The sequence below is a fragment of the Helicobacter bilis genome (assembly GCF_001999985.1).
GTDB classification, from domain to species: Bacteria; Campylobacterota; Campylobacteria; order Campylobacterales; family Helicobacteraceae; genus Helicobacter_A; species Helicobacter_A rappini.
In genome coordinates this window covers 2,146,270-2,172,503 of sequence record NZ_CP019645.1, presented here as the reverse complement: position 1 = coordinate 2,172,503, position 26,234 = coordinate 2,146,270, and the positions used below count along the sequence as shown (strand labels likewise).

Genomic DNA, 26,234 nt, shown 5'->3' with positions numbered 1-26,234 from the left:
AAAACCTACGCTTTCATGCTAAAATTACAAAAAATTTAAAGGTGTCAATATGTCATTTTTTAAACAAACTTGCAATGAGTTTGAGTCTTATCTGCATGATAATCAACCAGAAATATCAGGCTTTCATCCGCATTTTGAAAAGGCATTTTGGGAGATGGTCCTAAATGGAGGCAAAAGATTCCGCCCTAATTTACTGCTTAGTGTTGTGTGTGCGGAGGCAAAAGAACAAGCAAAAAATGCGTTTGATGTGTGCCTTAGCATTGAGTGTTTGCATACCTACTCACTCATACATGATGACCTGCCTGCTATGGATAATGCGGCGTTGCGGCGAAATCACCCCACGCTTCATTGCAAATACGATGAGGTGAGTGCTATCCTTATAGGTGATGGGCTTAATACTTATAGCTTTTATTTGCTTGCAAACGCACATTTTGCCCCAAGCGTTGTTGCAGAGCTTATCTCATGCTTGGCTGAAAATGGCGGTATTGGCGGTATGGTGCTGGGTCAAGCCCTTGATTGTTATTTCGAGCATACGACCCTGCCGCTTGATAAATTGCAATTCATACATACACATAAAACTGCTAAACTCATCGCTGCAAGTCTAAAGATGGGGGCAATTATTGCGAATTTATCGCTTGATATGCAAAAATTTCTCTATGATTTTGGGCTAGTTTTGGGACTTTATTTTCAAATACGAGATGACATTATAGATTCTATACAAGATGAAAGCATATCAGGCAAAACCGCAAATAATGATACCAATAAGAATAGCTATGTGAATCTTATGGGGCTAAATGGGGCAAAAAACGCCTTGAAAGAACATGGCGATTTATTGCAAAAAGATTTAGAAAAGTTGCAAACATTAGGCTATGATAGATTGTATGCAAATTTAAATGAGCTTTTAGAATCTTATCTAAAGCCGCTTGATTAAAACTTAGCCATAAAAAAGGGCGTGAAATGCATGAGCAATTTAAACAAAATATCGCAAAAATCGATGCACTTGCTATAAACTTTTATGAAAAAGATGTAATCCGTAGCGCATACTATAATCATTTAAATAACATTCCCATAGCAAACCACGCTTTGTCGCTATTAAAGCAGCATGGCATTACTTTTTTTAATGGTGAAATGCGTATTAATAATGATAGAGAAGAGCGTAAAAAGCTGTATAAAAGGCGGGAAAATAGGACAATAAATATTAACACTAGCAATACTTATCAAAATAGCTTTTTAGATAAAAATAAGCCAAACGCTAATGTTTTAGAAAAAATGTTAGCAGAAGCAGAAGTAACGCATAATGAAACTAAAAAGTTAATTGAAGATTGCATAAGGCTTACAAATGAGTGTTTTACTAAAGGCGAGAGATCATATAGCATGACATTAAATATGATTGAAACGCTAGATTCACACACGCAGACAAGTATGCAGGCATTATCTAACTTCGTGCAACCTTTTTTGAATCTTTTCACAGGATTACAACCACAAGCCCAGAAAGAAATCCTAGAAAACAGTAATGTTCTTATAGCAAAAATAGCACAAGCAAAGGATACAAGTGCTGCTTTATGTATCAAGCTATCCACAATAAAAGCCCATAAAGACATGCCAAAAGAAAAAGATTTTATACAATACTTAGAAAACACGATAGATAAATTTGATAAATATGTGGAATGAAATGCTGTGTAGCATTGAGCTTGGATTCTAGAGTTTGCTTTTGATTAATGCTAGATTAAAGGTGCTTTCTGTATGGCTAGATTCCAAACAGCATTTTCGCATTACTTGTAGTTTGTCTTATAATCTCATTGGTGGTGGTATTTAGGACTTCACTAAGCTTTTCTGCGATATGTATGAGAAAGCTTGACTCATTTCTTTTTCCTCTGTGTGGTGTGGGGGCAAGATATGGGGCATCAGTTTCTAACACTATTTTTGATAGTGGAATCTTTGGCGTTACAGAAAGCAGGTCATGTGCATTTTTAAAAGTGATAATGCCCCCTATCCCATAGTAAAAAGATTCTCTAAAATTAAGCAACTCTTCACATGCGTTGTAACAATGAAACACACCGCGAATCTTATCGCCCCTTTGTATATAATGCGTTAGAATCTTAGCGACCTCCTTGCTTGCTTCATAACTATCTTTAGAATCTCTTACATGCAAGATTAAGGGCAAATTATATTTTATCGCCCATTCTATTTGTGTATGAAAAACTTGTATTTGCATATCGATTGCGTTTGTATCATCTTTTTCAATGTGATAAAAGTCAAGTCCGCATTCCCCAATGGCTTTGCATTTTGGCGAATTTATGGAATCTTGCAAGGATTCTAGCACATGATTATTTAAGGTTTTACTTGTGGTGTCTAGATACATTTCATCAGCGTGGCAGGGGTGGATTCCCACTGCATAATAGATATTTTCATGCGTATTTGCAATGCTTTGTGCGTCCTTTAGCGTATGAAAGGAGGCAGCGGGTATTATAAAAGATTCTATATTATTTATTTTTGCTCTCTCTAGCACTTGGGCTAAATCATTGCTAAAATCTTTAGAATCAAGATGGATATGCGTATCAATCATAATTACTCCAGTTGTAAAAATAAAGCGATATTATAGCTACCAAAAGTTACATATTGAATCTATTTTTACATTTACTTGTAAGCTATTTTTGGATAAAATGTTGTTTTTAGTTTGCATTTGGAGTATTTTTATGGTTTTAGAAGTCATTCATTATCCAAATAAAATATTACGCACGATTTCAAAAGAAGTTCAAGTTTTTGATAACGCATTGCATGAATTTTTAGATTCTATGTATGAGACTATGATGGAGCATAATGGCGTGGGATTAGCCGCGATACAAGTAGCAAAGCCCCTGCGGGTGCTAATTATTAATATACCAAGAGAAGAGGATAATACGCAGTATAAAGAGGATTTGCTTGAGATTATTAATCCTGTTATTTTACATGCTGAAGGTGAAATTCTATGGAATGAGGGCTGTTTATCTGTGCCCGGATTCTATGAAGAAGTCAGTCGTTTTAGTCAAATAAAAGTCAAATATCAAGATAGATTTGGTGTTACGCATGAAAATATATTTAATGACTTTATGGCAGTTGCCTTGCAGCATGAAATGGATCATTTAAATGGAATCTTATTTGTAGATAAACTACCTTTACTAAAACGAAAGAAATTTGAAAAAGAGTTAAAAAAGAGTAAGAAAAGCGCATAATTTAAGCCGTATATAAGTCTTTATAAGATACAATCAAAGCCTTATTTTTAATAACAAGGATATTTTATGGCACGAAGATGTGATATTACTGGAAAAGGCGTTATGGTTGGTTGCAATGTGAGCCATGCGAATAATAAGACTAAAAAAAGAAGTCTCCCAAACCTTAGAAGTATGCGTTTGAAGCTTGAAGATGGCACTTCTATCCGCATTAAAGTTGCAGCTTCAACATTGCGAACTTTAAAGAAAAAGAGTAAATAATTTCTATTGTTAGGTTTTTACATTGTAAGCAATTTTTAGACATGCAACAAGAGTTTATGAGTATGTTTAAGAATCTCTTTATATTACTTTAGATTCTAGGCAGTTAGCTTTTACTTTGACTTCTGTTTGGCAATAAATGGAGTTTGTAGAGAAAGTTTATTTAGATTCTAAGATAAAGATAGACAACGTATTGTCTTTAGTATATATTGGACCTTTTTAGCTATGGCGATGATTCTAAATAGCATGCTTAGAATGTAAGAATATGCTAGGATTTTTTACATGATAGCAAGTAATGTAAAAATATTTTCATTATGTTTTTTGCCGTCGGAATGGTATTTTAGAATCTAAAAATATTTGGGATTAGGGATAATGGCAGCAGCACAGCTTGATGACATATATGAAACGCCGAAAAAAACTAAGGGTGTTTTTAGAGTTTTTAGCATATTTTTTTATGTTTTTCTCGCATTATCTGCGGTTATAATGTGTGTAGTGGGCTATTATGGATACCAGCTTTACAAAGAGTTATCGCCACAAGTACATGCGATGATTGACTATCATCCAAATGAAGTTACGCAAGTATTTGATTCTAAAGGTCGTTTAGTCGCTAATCTCTTTGATGAAGAGTATAGATTCTATGTGAAATATGATGAGATACCCGGTCGCATTATAGAAGCATTACTAGCGGTTGAAGATACTATGTTTTTTGAGCATGATGGTGTGAATTTTGATGCGATTATGCGTGCTGTTTTTAAAAATGTGGTAAATATGCGCTACATGGAGGGGGGCAGCACACTCACTCAGCAGCTTGTTAAAAATATGCTTTTAACAAGCGATAGAACGCTAGATAGAAAGCTAAAAGAGTTTTTGCTATCTATTCGTGCCGAGCAGGTATTAACTAAGGAAGAGATATTAGAAAGATATCTTAATTATATCTTTTTAGGGCATGGATACTATGGTATAAAGACTGCGGCACTTGGCTATTTTAAAAAGAGTCTTAATGAGCTAACGCTAAAAGAGATTGCAATGCTTGTTGGCTTACCAAAATCTCCAGTAAAATATGATCCGACAAAGCATTTAAAGAACTCACTTAATCGTGCAAATGCCATACTCAAGCGTATGTATGAGCTTGGTTGGATCTCACAAGCTGAATTTCATCAAGCAGTAAAAGAAGTCCCAAAAGTATATAATCAAACACTAACGCAGAATAAAGCCCCCTATGTAGTTGATGAAGCGTTGCGTGAGTTGGCTGATATTAAGGATTTAAAATCGGGTGGATACAAGATCTATCTAACCATCGATCTTGACTATCAAGAGGCTGCACGAGAAGCCCTGCTCAAAGGATATGAAAATATTCAATACAGAATCATAGAGCGAGAGCAGAATGTAAGAAGCTGGCAAAAAAAACCAAAACTAACAGATTCTGACATAGATGAGCTAAAGGAACAAAGTGCCACAACGCTAAATGGAGCAATTGTCGTTACAAATCCACACACAGGCGAAGTTTTAGCAATGGTTGGCGGCATAAATCATAATAAAAGTTCATTCAATCGTGCCACCCAAACAAATAGGCAGTTTGGTAGCACCATGAAGCCTTTTGTATATCAACTTGCGTTTGATAAAGGTTATTCACCTGCTGAGATTGTCATCGATTCTCCAAAAAGGTTTGGCGGTGGCTCTAAGCTATGGCAACCAAATAATGACACGCGTAAATTTTTAGGACCTGTTACTATGCAGACTGCACTTGAAAAGTCATTAAATATCCCTGTCATTGATACCGCGTTAAAGATTACCGAAAATGCGTTATATGCAGGATTAGAATCTTTTGGTTTTGAAAACTTTCCAAAGGATTTAACCGTTGTGCTTGGAAGCCTTTCGTTATCGCCCATGAAAGCTGCTATGCAATATAGTCTTTTTTCAAATGGAGGCACGATTGTAAAGCCTTATGTAGTCGCAAAGATTATAGATCCGCAAGGAAAAGAGATTTTGTTTCAAACCACGCAGCAGAGTGTTACTACACCACAACAAGCATTTTTAATTACATCGATTTTGCGAAACACCGTGCAAAAAGACACGGGTTATCGTGCTAAAGTAAATGGCTTACAAATTGCAGGAAAAACTGGAACTTCAAATCAATCTAGAGATGTATGGTTTTGCGGCTATACGCCCGATTTGCAAGCAATAGTGTGGTATGGTAGAGATGATAATATGCCAATTGGCGGTGGTGCGTATGGGGGAAATATTTCTGCACCAGTTTTTGCTGACTTTATGCAAAAAGCCTTAGAGATTAATCCGGGTATGCAAAGAAATTTTAGAACACCAAGTGGCGTGTATCAACAAAGAATTGGCGATGAAATCATCTACTATACAGATACTTCACGCATTAATTATGAGCAAATAGAACAACAAGAGCGTCTAAAAGAAGCGGATAATATTATATTTTAGGATCTGACATCAGAGAGTATTATTACACAATAAAATAGGTTGCCAATATCAAGGGGCTAGATCTTACATGCCAAAATCTTATAGGTTTCTTTTAGATTTGTTAGTATTATGATGTAGTTTTAAGTATGGCATAGCTGTGCTTTTTACCATCTCTTGTAAAAATATCTTTTGTGCCGTTTAGAATCTTTTCATCGCTTTAATTATTTCTTTTTCCCTTTTTATGTTGTTTTTTGCTAAATCCATCTCCACCTTTAAGCAATGATCTAGCCACATTATATTCCATAAATGATAATTCTCTTGCATCGCCTTTTATGTTGAATTTATTTAAGTCGTTGCATATACTTTATGTGAGCGTGTAATTTTAGTTGCTATATATCCAAATCACACAAGGAAATAGAACGCATTATATACACACTCTCATAGACATGCTATAATAAAAATAAAAATGGATTCTATATGATAACGCGTATTTTGATCGATAAATCACCTGCATTTTCACATATAAAGCTAGATTTGCATAAAGGCTTTAATGTTATAAGCGGGGTAAGTGGTAGCGGGAAGTCTGTGTTTTTACATGCAATGCTTAGTGCCTTTGGGTTGAAAGAATCTCATGCAGCATTAGTTGAGATAAATCTTACATTGCGATTGAAAGAGCTTGGCATTTGTTTGGAAGACTTTGGTATAGCAGGAGATCTTGACACAGATGATTTTGATATAAAAGATTCTAATGTTAAAGATTCTGTAATACAGGCAGACTCTAAGCAACAAGAAGATTCTAATAAGCAAGCAGAATCTAAAACAAACAAAGATTCTAAAATGCAACAAGTCTCTAGCACAAATGAAGACTCTGCGTTACAAACAGATATTAATGTGCAAATAGATTCTAATGTGAAAGACTTAGTAGCACAGACAGAATCTAAAACACAACGAGATGCTACTGCAAATAAAGATTTATCATCACAAGCAGATTCCAATCAGCAAAGAGTTTCGGCAATACAGGCAGACAATGATATACAAACAGATTCTGCCATACAAACAGAATCTAAAACAAATAAAAACCCTAACAAACAAAAAGATTCTAAAATAAGCAACAATTCTAAGATAAGCAAAGAATCCGCAACACAACAAGATTCTATACTACAAACAGACATTCACATGCAAATAGATTCTAACAAGCAACAAGCTTCAACAACACAAGCAAACAAAGATTCCACCAAGCAAAAAACCCCCAGCAATAATCTCGTTATCTCCGTCCTAAAAAAGCAAAATACAAGATATTTTATCAATAATCAAGCGATTTCTAAAAAGAAATTAAGCGAGATAGCACACCATTTTATAAAATACATAAGCATTAAAGATGGCAATGAGCTAGAAAACGACTATATGCTTCACATACTAGATTCTATCACCATGCAAAAAGATTCTACATTTAATGAGATTTTGCAAGAATATAATCAAACCTTTATCGAGCATAAGCAATGCAAGATAAAATTGCAAGAATTAGAAGAAATGCAAAGAAATATTGAAAACCTAAAAGATTTCGCACAATTTGAGATTGATAAAATCACAAAGGCACAGCCCCAAATTGGCGAGTATGAAAAGCTTATGAGTGATAAAAAGCTATTAAGCAAAAAAGAAAAGGTTATGGAGACTTGCAATAAGGCTTTGCTTGAGCTTGATAGCCTAGATTCTATATATAAAGCTTTTGAATTGCTAAATATTGATAATGCGAGTTTTCTCTCTCATATAATGGAGGCAAGAGGGCATATAGAAAATGGCTTAGATGAGTTTAATAGCCTTGATATAGATATAGAATCTTTACTTGAGAGGATAAGCCTATTAGCAGATATTATCCGCAGATATGGCAGTGAAGAAGACGCACTGAAACACCTTGCCATGCAGCAGCAAAAATTGCAAGAGTATGAAAGCATTGAGTTTGATAAAACAAAGATTGAAGAAAAGTTTTTAAACCTTACAAAAAGATTAGAGAATCTTGCAAATACCCTGCATGAAAAGCGAAGAGATTGTTTGCCTATATTTGTAGAAAAGCTAAATTACTATGCAAAAGAGTTGAGATTAGAATCTGTAAGCATAGACCAAAATAGGATTGAATGCTATCAGTATGGACTAGATTCCCTGCAAATCTATCTTGCTTCAAAGCAAAAAAGTGTTTTATCATCTGGCGAGTATAATCGTATGCGACTTGCTATGCTTTGTGTAGCGGCAAGTTACAATACATATAGCGAGGGGATATTAATCCTTGATGAGATTGATGCAAATCTAAGCGGGGAAGAAAGCGAGGGCGTGGCAAAACTCTTGCAATTTTTATCAAAGCATTATCAAGTCTTTGCTATCTCTCATCAGCCCTTTATGCCTTTATTATGTGATAGGCATTATCTTGTGAGTAAAGAGAGTGAAAGCACAAGCACGATAAAGCTTTTAAATAAAAAAGAGCGTATAAAAGAAGTAGCGCGCATGATAAGTGGCTCAAAGCTAGATAAACACGCCCTAAGCTATGCAGAAAAGCTTTTGCAACAGCAGCAAAACTCATACTAAGTTGCTACAATAATGGCTTTATAATAAGGACAAATTTAATGACTAACACGACACAAAATTTAGTTGATTCAAATAACAACATTATATACAAAGAGTTTCCGCCTTTATGGGAGCAGATTAAAGAAGACTTTCACACACCGCAGAAAAAAGACCCAGCTTTCAATCATTTTTTAGAGCTTTTTTTAAATTATCCCGGGCTAATTGCAATCGTGCATTATAGAATCGCACATAGATTCCATAAAAAAGGATTCAAGCTAATAGCTCGTCTCATCATGGGCTGGACGCAGTTTCTAACAAATATTGACATTCATCCCGCAGCTTATATTGGCAGAAGAGTGTTTATTGATCATGGCATTGGCGTAGTGATTGGTGAGACCGCACAAATTGGCAATGATGTAACGATCTATCAAGGTGTTAGTCTTGGCGGTGTGAGTTTAGAGAGGACAAAGCGACACCCTACAATCTTGCATAATGCAATCATTGGAGCAGGGGCAAAAGTGCTAGGTGATATTGTGATTGGCGAACATGCAAAGATTGGCTCAAACTCTGTTGTAATCAAAGATGTGCCAGATAAAAGCACTGCCGTTGGCATTCCTGCTAGAGTGATTAATAAGGAAGAAAAAAGTGAGAAAAATGAGAAGCCAACAAGGACAAAGCTGCCAGATATAGACCAAAGCATGTTTGAATACATGCTATGCAGGATTAAGATTCTAGAAGATATTCTTACAAATATGCCAGATGATAATACAAAGTGCAAGGACTTTTTACGCAAAAGAAGCGAAGAGTTAAGCACAAAGGAAAAAGAGCTAGGAAAAGCGTATGAAGACTTTTTACAAGCATTAAACAAAAGGGATAAGACAAATTCTTAAATTTAGATTCTAAAGCTTGTCATTTTAAGCATTAGTGCGAAATATCTTTTTTAGAATCTAAGTTATAGAATCTAGGCTTAAAATATTTTGCTATGCTAAACATAAAAAATGCAAGATTCTATAATGCTAAAATGTTAAGACTTCATAGCCAATAAACCTTAGAGAAAAGTCCAAACAAAGTTTAAGCTATGGATTGTCCCTAAAACTAAATCATTAGACTTGCCATAGATATTTGCACGATAGGTAATATCGGTATTGACTAAAAGTGGACTTATTTTTAATAAGCCTAAGCCTACTTCAATATATGCTCCATTTGCTTTGAGATTATGCGTCTGGCTAAAATTTGCTCCAGCACCAATTATAATTGAGCCTATGCCTGTAAGCCCTTCTGGGTGGATATATAGCACTCCGCCCACAGAGTGAGTGGGAGCATAAGTGTCCATATAAAGATATTTAAGCCTTGCTCCAAATCCTACTTCATAATCAGTAAAAGGAATGGATACAGAAGGCTTTAAACCAAATTCATCATTTACAAAGAAATTCCACCCTACACTTGCACCAATGATTCCGCCAAATCTATCTTTAGTTACTTTATTTGAATCTATTGTGTTTAAATCTGTGCTAAAGCCATAGTGAAAGGAAGCTATTTGTAGCCAATTTGCAGTGAAATGTAAAAATCCAGCAAACATGTTTTCAGCCTTTAAGCCCCCGCATATCATAATGCTAAGTAGAAAGATTCTTAATAGTCTCATTTTTTACCCCTTTAATAAACTTTACTTGTAAGTAATTTATAAGCGAGGTTTATTATATTATTATATTTAAGATTCTTATCATGTTTAGTGCAGACAAATATCTAAAACTTAGAATCTAAATTAGACGATTAATCGCAAATAAATCAAATAACTTGTTATATAACAACACATATAGTCACAATGGAATAAAAATTGCTAAATCATTGCGTATTTAAGGATATTGCATAACAAAGGATAGAATATGGCAATCGATTTAGGCGAAGTAACAGGCTCAACAGCCGCAAGAGAAAAGAAAAAAGAAAGCGCACAAATTGCAAATGGATTAGACAAAGATGCGTTTATGAAACTCTTTTTGGAGCAATTAAAGAATCAAGACCCAACTTCCCCTATGGAAACTGATAAAATCATCACGCAAACCGCACAATTAACACAAGTGGAAATGCAAGAAGAAAATAAAAAGACTATGAAAGAAGTCGCTCAAGCCATGAAGGCTTCACAAGAGACAAATAAGGCTTTACAAGAATTTCAAAAAGATATGAAAAAATCGCTTGAAATGCTTAATATGGGTATGGAGGAAAACACTCATGCCACAACACAAGGCGCAAAGGCAAATACGCTTAATGCAGTTTCTATGATAGGTAAAATCGCAGAAACAGACATTATGGGCTTAAATGTTTTAGGCGGTGGTGAAAATCATTTTAGTCTGTATTTTGATAATAAGATTAATGCGTCTCAAGGTAGTCCAGTGATTGAGATTCTAAATCCAAACAATGAAGTTGTCCGCACGATTTCTCTCACTAATAAAGACGGACAGCAGGGCTATATTGACTTTAATTGGGACGGAAAAGATTCTAAAGGGAATCTTGTAGAACCCGGAAGCTATCAAGTCAAAGCACACTATAATCTAAACCCAGAAACAAAGCAATATGATGAAACGCGTATAGGCAGGGGTGAGGTCCAAAGTATTATTTATGATAAAGGCACACCACTTATGCGATTAGGTGATAATATTGTGCCTGTGCAAAATGCCCTAGAGTTTTATCCAAAAGGCGATAGTGCGACACATAAAACAATAGAATCTATCAAAGCAGATGCAAATAAAGCAAGAAAGGCGTATGAAGATGACTTAAGTACAGAATCTCTAAGTCAAAAATATGAAAAAATCATTAATGACAGAGAAGCAAAACTTGCCGCTGAAATAGAGGCAAACAAAGATGAAGAGACTTTGCAAGCTGAAGCAGAAGAAGCAAAAAGAATCGCAAAAGCAAAAGAGATGAAAAAATATGAAAAAATGCTTGATGCGGCAGATAAAGGCAGACAGCTTGATAAAGAAGAGCTAGATAAACTCTCTGTGAAACCAGAATCTAAGAGTGCAGAATCTGCAGTGAAAGAAACAACAACGAATGCGACAAATACAAATAACGCAAACGCAATAAATGAGAATAACCCGCTTGCATCAATGCTGCAGCAAACAGCACAAAACGAGCAGATTCCAAACATGCCACAACAAGCTAACCCGTTTAACATGGCAAATGAAATGCAAGCAGAAAGTATGAATGATCCATTTAACGCGATACCACAACAAAATGCAAATTTTCAAAATGAAAACTTAATGGGAAATAGCCCCATGAATAATAATATAATGAATAATAGCATGGGTGCAAATATGGATAACATAGGCAATATAGGTAACACCCCTATGCCACAACAAGCTAATCCATTTAATATGCAAACACAAGAACCAAGCTTTGTAACACAGGGATAATGCTGTTATAATCACAGAATCTATGAGGCTTAATTCTCTATGTAATCCGCTAAAAGCACTAAAGAGACAACGCAGAAATTAGACTCTATTTCAGCAATCTATTAAAGATATGCTGGACGACATAGACAAACAAGAAAAAGCCAACCATAAAACAAGCACAGATGAGTTTTTAAATGGATTTAGCCATATACAATCAATAAAGATGGGCAGCCCACAAAAGAGTTTATAAAAGTTTTTCAAGCCGAAAAGAGAAATAAATTTTATGTATTAATAACAGCTAGAGATAATGAAAACTTTCTTTTAACAGGAATGCCAACAACTAAATTAAGAGAAGTAAGAAAAAGAATAAACAATGCGGAAGCTATAGAAGCACGAGATTCAGGCGTGGTTTCGTCCGCACAAAGTCCTATTGATAATACGCCAACTCCAGCAAACAATCCTACCCAAAAAACATTAACGCGTCAAGAAGCAGACGAACTTTTTTCAAACTTTCAACAAGCAAATAAAAACTACGCACAAATAAAAGAGTCTTTAAATGACAAATTTGCCAAAGCCCTAACCAAAGGCATGAATAAAAAAGACTTAGATTCAAGACTTACCATAGAGCAATGGAAACAAAGAGTGCTAGACACACAATGGGGTGATAGCATAAAAGGGCTAGAGAACACAATATTTAAAAACTTTAATCCAAGAATGCAAAAACACACACAAATGCTAACAATACTTAGGGCATTAGACAGAAATGTAAAGCTAAATGATGATACATTCCCAATTGATTTTACTAAGATTTTAAGCGATATTGAGAATCTAGAAAAGCTTACACTGCACCCTGAAATCTATCCTATACTCGATACTTTTAAAAGCTATGCTAAAAGCTATCAATTCGCCCAAGAAATAAGCAAAGCAAAAGCATTAGAAAACCAAGTAGGCAGCGGTGCATTAGCCACAACACTAGAGGGCAGAATAAAAGTCTTTTTAACCAATAGATTATTTAAAAAGCTTTTTGCCTTTATCCCTTACATAGGCGATAATGCAGCCATAACAAAAGCCTTGCAAAGTGCTATAAAAGATTTAAAATACCCAAGTGAAATCACACTAGAAACGCTTAAAGTGCTAAATAAAGCAGATTTAGACAAAGGCTTTAAACCCATAAAAGATAAAGAGAATAAACCAAGATTTGAATACAAGGCAAACACACCTTTAAGTGATAAAGAATTACAGAGCCAAATAAGAGGTAATACACAGATATTAACCCCAAAAGATACAAGCGAGATAGAAGCCATTGCAAGTAATCCACTCATTCAAAACATGGAGAGACAAGCAAAGTATAATGAAGAACTCACACAAAAAATAAGCCAATTTGAAGCAAATAAAGAAAACATTCAACAAGATATATTAAATAATCTAGTTGTTGCCACACAAGAGATAAAGCAAAACACAGAGTTATTAAAACAACTAGCCCAACAACTCACACACAATAACCCAATCCACACGCCAAATAAAAGCATAATAAAAGCAGAGGCAAATAATGAAACCTATTTCATAACAACAGATAAAAACAACATCACAGCCATAGAAAAACAAGAATTGCAGCTAGCACAGCCAAAAACTTATGATGAGTTAATGCAAAGAGACAAAAACGAAAACGCAACACTAGAATCATACAGAGACCAATATGCAGATATAGCAGAGATAAAAGAAGCACAAGCACAGAAGCAATTGTTGTTAGAGTATAAGCCAGAAGTTGCGAAAGCAGATGGTAGCATAATTGGCGATAATTTTATATTAAAAGAGAATGACATAAGTCCTTTATCGCAAGTTTCTATTAATACCAATATGGAGCAATGGATAAAAAATGCTGCTGATATTTCTGCAACTTCAATTCATGCAGATTTAACAAAATTAGCACAAAAACACCCCGAAATGTTTAAAAAGCCAAGTGAAGCGTTTAAATTATTCTTACAAATTAAAAATAATCCTACGCATTTTTTAGAGAACAACAGAGAAGATGTAGCACTCATTGCAAAAATGATAAATGATAAGAAAATTGGCAAAATGGGAGTTAAAAAAGATGATGGCGAAGTCGTGCATTTAACAAATAGGGATATTAGACCAAAAGACAATAAGGCTAATCCGCATAAAACTCTAGCGGTGGAGCCGCCAACTCACTACCACACTTCCGCAAAAGCAGAACAAGGCGATGGTGCAAAAGCACATTCACTAGAGCAAACCAATGATAGCATAAAGCAAGAAATAAGTAAAGACACACCACAAACAAAACCATACGAAGTAAATGAGAATGGCAGAAAATACATAGAAATCCCAGATGATGAACTAGCAGATTTTGAAAAGCCTATCAAAGAAGCCTTATTACTTGAGCCAAGACAACAAGAGCTATTAAAAAAAATCAATGCAGATTCCAAAGATATAGACAGCTATGCAGAATTTATGACAAATGAAAGAAAGATTATGAAAGGACATGAATTTACCTTTAATCAACAGCAAGAGGGATTAGCAGATAGATTTTTAAACATGGCAAATTCACTAGAAAACCCAAGAGATAGAAACCACTATGCAGAAAATATACTGGCAAATATGAAACATGATATAGAAGAGGTATATAAAAGCAATGCTACAGAGTTTCTAGCAAGGGAAGCAGAAAAGCCATTTTATAAGCAAATGGATAAAATACGAAAGGAAACAGGCGAGATAGTAGAAGCATTAAATAAAGAAAGAGACAGACTGCACGCAGAAAAAGAGACACAATTAAAAACACAACAAGAAACAGAGAAAGCCGCAGAGATTGAGAAAATTGCAAACTATGATTTAGAAACAGCATATAAAGAAAAAGCACATTTAGAAAAGATTATGCAAAGTAATCGCAATGATTACAGCCCTTATAGTTTTAGCCCCGCACATAATAGTGAATTTTTAGATAAGTTGGATTTAGTAGAACAAAGAATAAGGGATTTAAAAAATCAATTACCAAATAAAACCCCACAAGAAAATAAACCAAGCAAAGTAGAAGCCCTAAAAGATTTTATAGATAATGCAAGATTTCAAGTCGATTATGCAATAAAAGCTAAAGGGACAGATACAGCCTTGAAGCTTATACAACAAATGATAAAGGATACAAATAACACTTATGAAGCCAAGTTTTTATATCGTTTGAAAAATGAAATATCTAGTGTTAAGGAAGCACCAAAAGACATTCACTTTACAGACAAAAAAGGTAAAGAACACACGCTTACACAAGAAGTGCAAGAGCAGTGGCTTGAAACATTTAACCTTAAAAGCTTAGATGAGAGTTACACGCCAAAGCATAACGATGAGATTAGAGAAGCTCTAGGTGGCAAAGAAATAAAACTACAACTAGGAAGCCTTAAAAAGCTAGTATCACAAGGCAGAGAAAAATACATACCGCAGATTAAAGAAGTGCTAGATTTACCTGAAGCGATTATGCGTGATGATATGGGGGAATATCTCTTTATTAAGCATTTAAAAAATGATGATTATTTCGTAAATGTTAGTTTTGATAATGGGGAATATTTAGTAAGTATTAGTAACGGAATTAAAGAAACGAGAAACCTTAATAATAAACTAGAAAAAGGCGGTAGTTTTATTTATCAATCTCCAAACTTCAATTCTATCTCGCAAAAGCTTTTACAGACCTCGCAATATTCAGCCAACAAGATTGACACCGACATTATACCACAACAAACACTAGAATCTACCATGCAAAAGTTTAATTACGATGAGAAAAAGGCAAAAGATTTACTAGAATGGCATAAAGATTCTAGCCCTTTAACAAAAGATGAAAATGGACTGCCTAAAGTGTTTTATCATGGCACAACACTAAGCAGTATGAAAAGATTGCATAATAAAGAACTTAAAAAACCTTTTGAAGTCTTTAATACTAAAGATAATTCAGTTTCTAATTTTAGCATAGGCAATTGGTTTTCCAATGATAAAAACCTTGCTAAAAACTATGCAGATGATGATGAAGGAAACTTTATATATGAAGTATTTTTAAATATCAAAAAGCCCTTTATTATGGAAAAAGAGCTTACACAAGAAAAAATAAAAGAGATTGATAAAATTTTTAAATTCACTAAAAAAGATAAAGAAAGGGGATTAAGGGCAATAGAAAATCTAAAACAAGCAAAAGCAGAGTTAAAAGAAAGCGGCTTTGAGTTTTTGCAATATGACAGAGAAAGCGTTAAGATAAGGCATATAGAAAGTGGTAAAGAGTTTAGCACACCGCTTTATAATCTAAAAAAGGAAAATTTGCATGAGAGCATAAGAGCTTACGAGGCAGATTTAAAACATAATCCTAATTTAGATGAGAGTTTGCAAGAGTTAAAAGAGCTTGATTCTCTCTTAAAAAAAGATTCGCCCACATTATATGAAGCTGGGTTTGAAAAAGAATTTTTTAAAAATGAAACCGAGCTTTATATCCTAGCCGCTGCAAGAGAGAATGAGAAATTACAGGAAGTAGTGGGCGGACACTATGGTGTATATGGCGGTTATGGAAGAATGTATCAAACAGCTAGAATCTATCCATTGCAACAATTTTATAAAAAAGCAGGATATGATGGCATATTGTTTAATGATAGAGAAATAGTAGCATTTGATTCTAACCAAATAAAGCATATTGACAATAAAGGAAGTTATACAGATACAAAAGGCAATATCACTAAGACTAAACCAAAAAATAAAGAATCTACACATAAATATTTTAATGAAAATAGCCCTAATATTATGTATTCTAATCCACAACATTTAGGAGCTGGAGTCTTAAGTGGCAGTGTAGCAGGAATTGAAACTGATGAGAATGGAAACATTGTAGGATTTAATCCTGCTAAGTTTGCCGCTGGATTCTTAGGTGGGGCGGTAGGAAGTAAGGCGGTAATGAGTGGAAAATACGCTATAATGCGTAGAATGGAAGCAAGAAAAAATGATAAAAATTTGATTAAAGTACTTGAAAATATAGATTCTAGTGTTAAATATGGTAGCAAAATGAATCTTATCGGTAAAGAAAACTTAAATGCTGACACTCTAGCCTATGCACTAGCTAAAAATAAACGCTTTGCGATAAATCAACTTGATGAGAATACCGCAAAAGTTCTAGGCTTTAAATATCCCCAAGATGTCCGCAGAAGCATAGACCCAAGCGATGTAATCCACACGCTTAATCGGCACGGAATAGATTCCAATCTAGTTAAACTTAGCGGACAAAAGCCTGTTACACTTGATGATATTGCGAAATATCAAGATTATGCGGATAATGCAACGCATAAAGGCGTAAGCAAGGGCAAAAGACAAGAAAGTGTTAGCGTAAGTGCAAATCAGTTAGATAGCGAATTTTATGTCATTATAGAACAGATAAGAAAAGGGCAAAACGAATTAGGTTTTAAAACGATGTATTTTGAGCGTGGAATCTTAGATGATGAGAAGTTTAATAAATTGTTAAAAAAAATAAAGAGCATTGAACACTTAAGGTATAAACCCGCAAGTCGCCTTAGTTATGAGCTAAGATTTGCTTAGATAAGATTCTATCAACACCCACTCAAATCATACCACAAAATCCCAAATAAAACAAGCCCCTATATTTCAATTAAAAAAGTAAATACAATAAAAGGTGTCGCTTATGTTTTAAGCAGTTTTACGCAATAAAGCATAAGCCCCATTATTAGCATATGCGTAGTGGGATTATGCTTTAAGGAAAACAAGATTTTGCATTCAAGCTTTATCCTGTGAAAATATTTGAATGATTTCATGCTTTTTATGACTAATCCCTACTATAAGGAACCATTAAGATTATCAACAATCAAAAGCTGGTTTTATTTTTCATGTTTATTTTCATTTTTTTTGCAAGTATAAACAAAAGTTTCGCTCGTGCGATTGATGGCGGTAAATATATTTTACATAAGGTTTTACTTGCAGTCTAACAAGATAGTCTTGGCTTGGTGGGATACAAACCCCTCTAGCTTAAGCTATTTTAGGTGTAAACAATAAAATAGCTTTATTCGAGAGTGGCAAAGAAATATATAAGTTGTAAAAAAAGTAAAAAAAATGAATTATTCATAAAACTTATTATCTAGCAATATGAAAAATCACACAACACACTAAGTGTTGCACAAAAAAGAGTATATGAAAAAGGAGAAAATGTCTAGAAAGTATATTTTAATTCTGTTCTAGTCTTAAAGAAATCTATATCACCTGCCAATGTCGCTGCTAGGAAAGAAAGTTCTAGCTTATCAAAAAACTTATAGGTAATATGTGGTGTAATCTCTACAAAACTTGCATTTTTGATAAATTTCTTATCAAGTGCATTAGGTGTATGGTCTATTGCGGAATTATGAGGAGAAACTTTAAGCATAGGCATATAAGTATTACCAAATACATACGCTACATCAAGTCCCACTTTTAATGGAATCTTAAAGCCATATTCAGCTGCTATATAGGCGACATTGATACTTGAGTTTTTAAAGCTACCAGACCCTAGCATACCTAAGCCCTCATAGGTTGCTGTAAGGTTGCCATTCCATATTTTTCCTGCGGTATCAATGCCACCCTTATAGTCTAAAAGTGTGCCATAGCCATCGCCAAAGCTTCCTAGATATCCAGCTTTTAGAGAGAATTTATCAATAGCAAGTTTTGCTTGAATATTATAAAGTCCGCGAAATTTTGCTGCATTTGCCAATTCCGTATCAAATACTCTATCTATGCTTTTTCCATCTAATCCAAGATAAAGATGGGGCTTACCATTTAATGCCGCCATGCTTGTTTGTGCAAGGATTGAAAGCTTCATAGAATCACCCAGCTTCATGCCATACTTTGCCTCACCATAAAGCAAAAAGTCCATAAAACCATAGATATTTCCTGCATAGACATTAAAATCTAAAGCCTTATTCATCACATTACCACCCATACCAAGCAATGTGAGATTATTACCTATGCCAACACCTGCGGCTGAAGTATGATCGTTGCTTGATAATCTTGTGCGGATATTATATCCTACATGATCGCCACTCCAGCTATCATAGAATGAAGCGTGGTATTTAATGCTACCACCATCTATTTTTTGCTTTGCATTAGCCACAAAGCCTGTGCCTAAATCCACTTTATTATCACTCAGTGGAGAAGAGATATTCATCTTTCCTGCATCAATCTTTGTGCTAAAAGAACCTATATCAAATTCTTTACTTGCAAATATTTGTGAGATATTGAATCTATCTGAAAAGTTATTTGTAAATGCAGTCCCACGACCACCTTGCACAGCACCATTTGTGTTGCTTCCTACATCTGGTGTGCTTGATCCTTGAGAGAAGAAAAGACCGGCAGTCGCACTAAAGCCATATATCTTACCACTTGTTACATCAAGCTTTATTCTATACTGCTGACTTTGCCCATTTTGTCCAATATTATCAAATCCATTAATAGTAAAGAATCTCGCAAAGCCAAAGCCACTAACTTTTGCATTTGTTACTAAATCTTTTAGTTTATTCTCTTTTTTTGCAGGTGCTACTGCTACTTCTTGTGGGGCAGAATCTTGTGCTACTTGTTCGCTATTTTGTGTTTGTGTCTCTGCAAACGCCACTTGGAATAATGCTCCTGCAAGCACTACTGAAAAAACTTTCTTCATCATGATCTCCTAATCGTTGAAATGTTTGCGGTATTGTAAAAACCCTTTGTAAAAGCAAAAGTTCGTCTATGTAAAATGTGTATCAAATCTCATTTTTATATTCGTTTTAGAATCTAAATAATACAAATAGCTAAAACTTGAAATATAGCTTTTATAATTAAGGTATTTTGTATAGAAAGGATTTATATGCGTTGGGTTAAATTTATCGGCGTTGCGTGCATTGTGCTGTGTTTATTTGCGGGTGGCATTGCCTTTGATATTTTTGTGGTGCAGAAATTTACACATAAAAATGTGGTAGAAGCAACACAAAATAATCACATAGAAATCTCACAATCTATTGAAACTTCAAAGGACATTAAGCCAGATTTATTGCAAATGGAGCTTAGCATAGTAGAAAGCAAGATTCTAAAAAATACCCCCACACTTACAGAATCACAAAGAGAGCATATCACAAAAAAGCTAGATTCCATAATCACTCTAGCCCAAGCAAACAAGGATATTTGTAAATATAGCCCTTATACTTTTGGACCAACTGAAACCTATGATGACAAAAATGAAATGAAGGCTGGATATAGCATCTCTTTCAACATAAAATGCAAAATGAAAGAAGAAACTTATAAGCAATATGAAGAGTTTGTATCGCAAATAAAAAAGGTTGTATATCAAGATGAATGGCTAGATTTTAGAAATCATGCGTTTAAATTTGTTTTGTCGGATTCACTCCAAGAGACACAGAAAATTGCACTAAGAGAGCAAATCATAAAACAAGCAAATATGCTAAAAGATGAATACAGCAAGAATCTCAATGCAAAATGCAATATTGCAAATATGTCATTTCTAAACATTTCACTCTATGACAATCCAATGTATGCGGTGGATAGAAAAATACTAGGTCATAATGCAAATGATTTTACAAGTCAAGGCAATGTGGATTCTAAAATCAATATAAAAAGTCTTATGGAATCTTTTGTTGTTCCATTAAAACTTAGCATGAATGTAAAATTTACATGCAATGTGCTTTAGCTATAGTTGGGATATGTGGTAAAACGAGTGCATATTACATCCTATCTTAGGATTGTGTTGGGATAGATTCTGTATTGAATTTTTCATATTTTTTTGCAACAAGTAATGTGCGGTTATGCTAACTAAAAAAATGGGGGATGGGATTAGATTCTATATAATTAGAAAATTAATAAGCTAATAAGGTTTAAGTGTCAAGCAAAAAGGAGTTAAAATTTAAATGCATTTGAATTCTTACAAGTAAAGGCTATAACATTCCTTTTACTGCCCAATCTTCTCCATTGTGCCATCATCATTAATGGCGACTTCAAACATTTCAGAATCTTGAGGAAAAATTTTGTTCGTTGCTGGTGGGAAATGTCGTGTTAAAATGATTTGATTGCTATCTTTCCAGCTTGATTCTGTCGTGAGTTTTGCAATGCCTAGCATTTTTTCTATCATTTTGCCTTTTTGTGTGTTTTCGGTGCGTAGCTTTTGTAGCTGTGTTGCCATATCTTTTTGCTCTTTTATTTGTCGCAATAAAAGCACATAGAATCCTAGCGTTTTCTTCGTCTCTGCATCAAGCTCAAAGCCTTCCTTCTTACTTCTGTCAATAACAGGTTTTAGATTATCAATGATAGGTTTTAGCTTTTGTGTTTTATCTGCTAATGCCCTGCAAAACGCTACGCGTGCGTTAATATCATCTTTTAGAAGTGAGTCTAGATGAATGATACTTGAGAGTTTTTCTCTATTCTCAAAATTAGCAAAAATATCAAAGCTGATTTGATTTTCATTGCCATTAATCGCTTTTAGATGAAGTTTCTCACAAAATTTAATATGCGTATTAGAATGCAGGTTAGATACCACAATGCTATCGCCTACAATCTTTGCACCTTGTGCATCAAGCACATTAATGCTTCCACCATAGACCTTGCCACTCTCTAGCTTATCAATATCAGCTTCTTTTGCATATAAGATTCCCTTATGGATATTGATACTTGCTTCATCGGCATACATAACTGCACTTTGATGGGTTTGCCCATTAATTGTCAGTTTTTTTGCTTTAATGATGACTTTTTCGCCAACCGTGCCTTTGATATTTACCACTTCAGCTTCAATAATCGCACCATTTTGCACCGCATCTTTTGTCTTATCTGGGCAGTCAATATCTACTTCTGCCATCTTTTCAACACCGCCCAAAATACTATTTGTGCGACCAACTTGCTGAAAAGTGCCTATATCAATAAGCCTTAATCCAGTCTCTGCAAACTCTACAATACCATGTCCATCTGCTTCGTATTTAACAACTTGACCTTCTTCTACTTTTCTTATGCCATTACCAGCTTCAGGCGGGGCTTTATACCTAAATGTCCCGCTTTCAAACTCTTTAGAATCTCCCTTGCCATCTTCATGTTTTGGTGTATTTAAATGCAAATTTTTCATATCTATAAATTCACCTTGCAAGTTTCTGCCAGAAGTAGGTATGGAATCTTTTAAGAAAAAGCCGATAGGATCGCCCTCTGCAACCGCATAAAGTGCGTTTGGCATGGGACTTTTATAATTTTCTCTACACCATTTCTCTTCTAAAAGATTTGTAAAGCCTTGTTTTTTAATATCTGCTTTTGAGCGTAAGAATATAAATCTTTTCTCTTCCATAATCGTGCATGGTGGCGTAAAATTTTCACTTATAATCTTATCCACACGCATTTTTATCTGCTCTACGCTTGTAATAATAATGTCTTTTTGTATAAGAAATGCGGTGATATAGTCAGCGAGTTGAGCCTTATATTGCTCCCTATCATCGACAAAAAAGCCTTCCTTTAAGATTAAAACAGCTTCTAAATGGCGATAACTAAAAGCAAAATTTAACTTTGAAAAATCATATTCTTTTGGTGTGATTTCAATATCAAATGTTTGATAGATTTCATCACTTGTTTGATTATAGGTTTCTTTAAAAAAGGTTGGGGCTAAAACTTTATCATCTTTTTTTAACATTGTATGTGTATGTGCAACATGAAAATTACAATCATTAAAACTCAATTCAGAATCAGCACAAAACTGCGTAAGCTCTCTAACCCAATCACGCACACCTTTGAGTTTCTTTTTCGCAAAAAAAGTCATTGCCTTAACCTTAAAATCAAATTTTGTTTGTTACAATAGTTATCCCAAAAAATATTGCATATTCTACTATATTTTTGTAAAGAGTATAAAAAATGTTAGAAAAACATTCAAGCGAAAACATTAAAACGATAGATAATAACAAACAATTAAATAGAAAACAAAACAAGCTTAAACGATTTTTTCTTACCAATGCTTCTGGAATCTTGTGTTCTCGTGTATTTGGATTTTTGCGTGATGCCATTCAAGCAGCAGTGCTTGGAACAAGCATTTATAGCGATATTTTCTTTATTGCCTTTAAGTTTCCAAATATGTTTCGGCGTGTTGTGAGTGAGGGGGCTTTTGTGCAAAGCTTTTTGCCATTTTTTCTTAGTGCGAAGAAAAAGGGGGCATTTAGTGTGAGTATTTTTTGGATTTTTCTTTTTTTCATTCTCATTTTAAGCATGCTTGTTATGTGGTTTGCCCCTTTTATTACAAAGATTCTAGCATTAGGTTATGATGAAGAGAGAATTAATCTTGCTATGCCGCTTGTGCGTATCCACTTTTGGTATCTTATATTAATCTTTATTGTAACTTATCTAAGCACACTACTGCAATATAAAAATATCTTTTGGGTCAATGCCTATAATACCGCACTTTTAAATATTGCTATGATTGTGGCTATGCTGCCTTATCAGTTTCAAACGAGCTTAACTGAAAAAGAGCTTTTTGAAGCAGTGTATATATTAAGCTATGCAGTCCTTATTGGCGGTGTGTGTCAAATACTCATTCATTTTTATCCGCTTTATAGGGCGGGATTATGGAGATTGCAATATATTGGTATGCTTTCACTCAAAAAGTGGTATAGAGATTCTAATATGACTATAAGTTTTAGGGGGATAAGATTTGGGAGTAAAGATTCTATTGCTTGTCATGTTGAGCGTAGCGAAATATCTCATATAGAATCTAATTCCGCCTTAAATACCGCAAACAATCTAGATTCTAAACAGAAACTAGAATCTAAAAAAAGCATAGATAAAAATTCTGCGGAAGTATCTTTGAGTGATTTTGTGGGTTGTGCAGATATTGAAACAAGGAGTTACCTAAAGGGTAATGACGCAGTTTCAATATCAAACTCCCGCAAAATCACCAAAGAGACAACGCAAGACTCAAGATTCTATACAAAAGCAAAACATAATGTCTTACGCTTACTTGCTGACATTAAAGCCTTTTTTAAAGCCTTTTTCCCCGCTATGCTTGGGGCTTCTACCGCACAAATTATTGCTATTATTGACTCTAGTCTTATCACACTTTTGCCAAATTCAGATGGGGGTGTCAGCACACTAAACTTTGCAAATAGAATCTTTCAGCTACCTTTAGCCATCTTTGCTATTGCTATCTCTAGTGCATTATTCCCAACCATTGCAAAGGCGATTGAGCGAAAAGATGAAAAGATAGCTTTGCAGAATCTAAAAACAGCTTTTTGGTTTCTACTCATAACGCTTTCTATTTGCACGCTTGGTGGCATTATGTTAAGTAATGAAATCGTATGGCTTTTGTTTGAGCGAAAAAACTTTGTAAGAGAAGATACCCTGCAAGTTGCATGGGCGTTTATCGGCTATATGGCAGGACTCTTAGCCTTTGGCTTAACGCGGATTTTCTCCCTCTGGCTGTATGCGAAAAAGCAACAAGCAAAAGCGGCAAAATACTCTGTCATCGCACTTGCAGTTGGCACGCTGCTTTCTGGAATCTTTATTTTTTTCATGCGATATTTTAGTATTACAGATGGCATACTTTGGGAATTGCGTTATTTTATAGTCGCACTGGCTGGGAGTATCGGTGGTGTTGTGCTTTTTGTTTTCAATATAAAAGCATTTGGGATTCACAATTTTTTAGCTATAATCTCGCATAAAAAATACGCCTTTTACCTACTTTTAGCACTTGGCGTAACATTTAGTATATTACAAATTTTCAAGCAATTTTTTCACATTACATAACACTAAGGAAGACAATGAAAGTTTATGATTCAAAACATAGGGATAAAATAGATCTTGTTCCGCTTAACTCAAATGAAATACGCATGTATATATGCGGTCCGACGGTCTATGATGACGCACATTTAGGACATGCTAGAAGTGCTATTAGCTTTGATTTACTCGCAAGATTCTTAGAGACAAAGGGCTATAAAGTCATAGTCGCTAAAAACTTCACAGATATTGATGATAAGCTGATTAATAAATCCTTTCAAACTAAAACTCCACTCAATGAACTAGCAAAGCACTATATAGACAAATACCTGCAAGATATGGAATCTTTAAATGTGAGAAGAGCCCACTTTGAGCCTCGTGCAACAGAGTTTTTAGAATCTATGTCAAATTTTATAGAATCCTTATTGCAAAAAGATATAGCCTATCGTTTGCCTAATGGAGATATTTGCCTTGAAGTGAGTAAAGATAAGAGTTATGGCACATTAAGTAAGCATTTAGATGATACAGATTCTGTGCATAGAGTTGAGATAGAAGAGGGCAAGAGGGATCAAAGAGACTTTGTATTATGGAAAGCATACAAGGGAGAAAATGATATAGGCTATGAAAGCATACTAGGCAAAGGCAGACCCGGCTGGCATATTGAATGTTCTGCTATGATTGATTCTGTATTAGCACATAAAGATAAAGAATTTTGCATTGATATACATGCTGGTGGGCAGGATTTATTCTTCCCACATCATGAGAATGAAGCCTCACAAACTCGCTGTTTGCATAATAAGGAACTTGCGAAATATTGGCTACATAATGGCTTTGTTACCATTAATGGTGAGAAAATGAGTAAGAGTCTAGGAAATAGCTTTTTTATAAAAGACGCATTAAAGGTATATCATGGCGAAATACTGCGTAACTATCTCATAGGCACACATTACAGAAGCCCACTGCATTTTAATGAAGAAGATTTATTGCAATCAAAAAAAAGGCTTGATAAATTATACCGACTTAAAAAAAGGCTTGATTATGAAAAAGATTCTATACCTAAATTTTTACCATTTTCTAATGACATAGAATCTAGAGATTCTATAAAAGCAAATGAATGGGAAGAGTTTTTTAAGCCTTATATGAGTGAGATTCTAAAACAAGCTACAAAAGATTTTAGTGAAAAGTTTTTAGAATCTCTTAGCGATGATTTAAATATCTCACTTGCTTTGAGTGTGATTGAAGAGTTTATAAAAGAGGCAAACGATCACCTTGATACACAACCAAAAGATAAAGCCTACAAGATAAAAGCAAAGGCAAATCTAGCATTAATCGACTTTGTGCTAGGACTTGGGACTTTAAGTTATAGCGAATATTTTCAGCTTGGTGTAAGCGATGAAGAAAAGCTAAAGATTGAAACTCTCATAAAAGAGCGACTAGAAGCAAAGGCAGCAAAAGACTTTGTAAAAGCAGATTCTATTCGAGAGACTTTGGAGGGTATGGGTATAAGCATCATGGATAAAAGCAAAGAGCATACAGAATGGGAGAAGTTTTAGGTTTTGTTTTTCTAAATTAAGTATTCCGTGAAAAATTCACAAATATTTTTGAGTTTTCATGCAAAATCACACATATCAGTTTTAATCGTAATGTTTATATAACAGAATCTCTGTTT

The 26,234-nt window shown here is 34.5% G+C and carries 16 protein-coding genes; 12 read left to right on the top strand and 4 right to left on the bottom strand.

Annotated elements, in window-relative coordinates:
• Positions 1-49: 49 nt before the first annotated feature.
• Positions 50-931, top strand: a complete 882-nt coding sequence (locus XJ32_RS09815) for a polyprenyl synthetase family protein (protein ID WP_004087522.1) — start codon at positions 50-52, stop codon at positions 929-931.
• Between the two features lie 26 nt (positions 932-957).
• Positions 958-1,671 (top strand): hypothetical protein, encoded by a 714-nt coding sequence (locus XJ32_RS09810; protein WP_077389413.1) that lies wholly within the window; start codon positions 958-960, stop codon positions 1,669-1,671.
• Between the two features lie 76 nt (positions 1,672-1,747).
• Here XJ32_RS09810 and XJ32_RS09805 read toward each other — a convergent pair whose 3' ends face one another.
• The gene (locus tag XJ32_RS09805; RefSeq protein WP_005218795.1) at positions 1,748-2,566 is read right to left on the bottom strand and encodes a TatD family hydrolase; all 819 of its coding nucleotides are present in this window, start codon (positions 2,564-2,566) and stop codon (positions 1,748-1,750) included.
• A gap of 130 nt (positions 2,567-2,696) precedes the next feature.
• On the opposite strand from XJ32_RS09805, the gene def reads away from it, so the two are divergent.
• The 5 genes from def to cysE all read left to right on the top strand — a co-directional run bounded on the left by def (position 2,697) and on the right by cysE (position 9,337).
• Complete coding sequence (def, locus tag XJ32_RS09800; RefSeq protein WP_005218796.1) at positions 2,697-3,212, top strand: peptide deformylase; 516 nt, start codon at positions 2,697-2,699, stop codon at positions 3,210-3,212.
• Between the two features lie 66 nt (positions 3,213-3,278).
• Positions 3,279-3,470 (top strand): 50S ribosomal protein L28, encoded by a 192-nt coding sequence (rpmB, locus tag XJ32_RS09795; protein WP_004087777.1) that lies wholly within the window; start codon positions 3,279-3,281, stop codon positions 3,468-3,470.
• A gap of 480 nt (positions 3,471-3,950) precedes the next feature.
• Positions 3,951-5,912 carry a penicillin-binding protein 1A gene (locus tag XJ32_RS09790; protein ID WP_437339622.1) on the top strand — a complete coding sequence of 654 codons (1,962 nt, stop codon included), beginning with the start codon at positions 3,951-3,953 and terminating at the stop codon, positions 5,910-5,912.
• Between the two features lie 456 nt (positions 5,913-6,368).
• Positions 6,369-8,468 (top strand): hypothetical protein, encoded by a 2,100-nt coding sequence (locus XJ32_RS09785; RefSeq protein WP_077389409.1) that lies wholly within the window; start codon positions 6,369-6,371, stop codon positions 8,466-8,468.
• 38 nt (positions 8,469-8,506) lie between these two features.
• Positions 8,507-9,337 (top strand): serine O-acetyltransferase, encoded by an 831-nt coding sequence (cysE, locus tag XJ32_RS09780; protein WP_077389407.1) that lies wholly within the window; start codon positions 8,507-8,509, stop codon positions 9,335-9,337.
• A 158-nt stretch (positions 9,338-9,495) separates the two neighbouring features.
• On the opposite strand, the gene XJ32_RS09775 is transcribed toward cysE, so the two are convergent.
• Positions 9,496-10,089 (bottom strand): hypothetical protein, encoded by a 594-nt coding sequence (locus XJ32_RS09775; RefSeq protein ID WP_077389405.1) that lies wholly within the window; start codon positions 10,087-10,089, stop codon positions 9,496-9,498.
• A 241-nt stretch (positions 10,090-10,330) separates the two neighbouring features.
• Between XJ32_RS09775 and flgD the strand changes: the two genes are divergently transcribed.
• Together flgD and XJ32_RS12440 are read left to right on the top strand one after the other, a co-directional pair.
• Positions 10,331-11,854 (top strand): flagellar hook assembly protein FlgD, encoded by a 1,524-nt coding sequence (gene flgD / locus XJ32_RS13365; RefSeq protein WP_077389403.1) that lies wholly within the window; start codon positions 10,331-10,333, stop codon positions 11,852-11,854.
• Between the two features lie 309 nt (positions 11,855-12,163).
• Positions 12,164-17,401: a PBECR3 domain-containing polyvalent protein gene (locus XJ32_RS12440; protein WP_155761513.1), complete on the top strand. Its 5,238-nt coding sequence runs from the start codon at positions 12,164-12,166 to the stop codon at positions 17,399-17,401.
• A 625-nt stretch (positions 17,402-18,026) separates the two neighbouring features.
• On the opposite strand, the gene XJ32_RS09760 is transcribed toward XJ32_RS12440, so the two are convergent.
• Entirely contained in the window at positions 18,027-19,505 is a 1,479-nt protein-coding gene (locus tag XJ32_RS09760) for a major outer membrane protein (protein WP_077389400.1), read from the bottom strand.
• A 183-nt stretch (positions 19,506-19,688) separates the two neighbouring features.
• On the opposite strand from XJ32_RS09760, the gene XJ32_RS09755 reads away from it, so the two are divergent.
• On the top strand, positions 19,689-20,525 hold the full coding sequence (locus XJ32_RS09755) for a hypothetical protein (protein ID WP_005219351.1): 837 nt from the start codon (positions 19,689-19,691) through the stop codon (positions 20,523-20,525).
• A 258-nt stretch (positions 20,526-20,783) separates the two neighbouring features.
• On the opposite strand, the gene XJ32_RS09750 is transcribed toward XJ32_RS09755, so the two are convergent.
• A complete protein-coding gene (locus XJ32_RS09750) occupies positions 20,784-22,622 on the bottom strand; it encodes a hypothetical protein (protein ID WP_077389398.1) in 1,839 nt (612 codons plus the stop codon).
• Between the two features lie 92 nt (positions 22,623-22,714).
• On the opposite strand from XJ32_RS09750, the gene murJ reads away from it, so the two are divergent.
• Positions 22,715-24,595, top strand: a complete 1,881-nt coding sequence (gene murJ, locus XJ32_RS09745; protein ID WP_077389395.1) for a murein biosynthesis integral membrane protein MurJ — start codon at positions 22,715-22,717, stop codon at positions 24,593-24,595.
• Between the two features lie 14 nt (positions 24,596-24,609).
• The gene (gene cysS, locus XJ32_RS09740; RefSeq protein ID WP_077389393.1) at positions 24,610-26,118 is read left to right on the top strand and encodes a cysteine--tRNA ligase; all 1,509 of its coding nucleotides are present in this window, start codon (positions 24,610-24,612) and stop codon (positions 26,116-26,118) included.
• Positions 26,119-26,234: the final 116 nt, after the last annotated feature.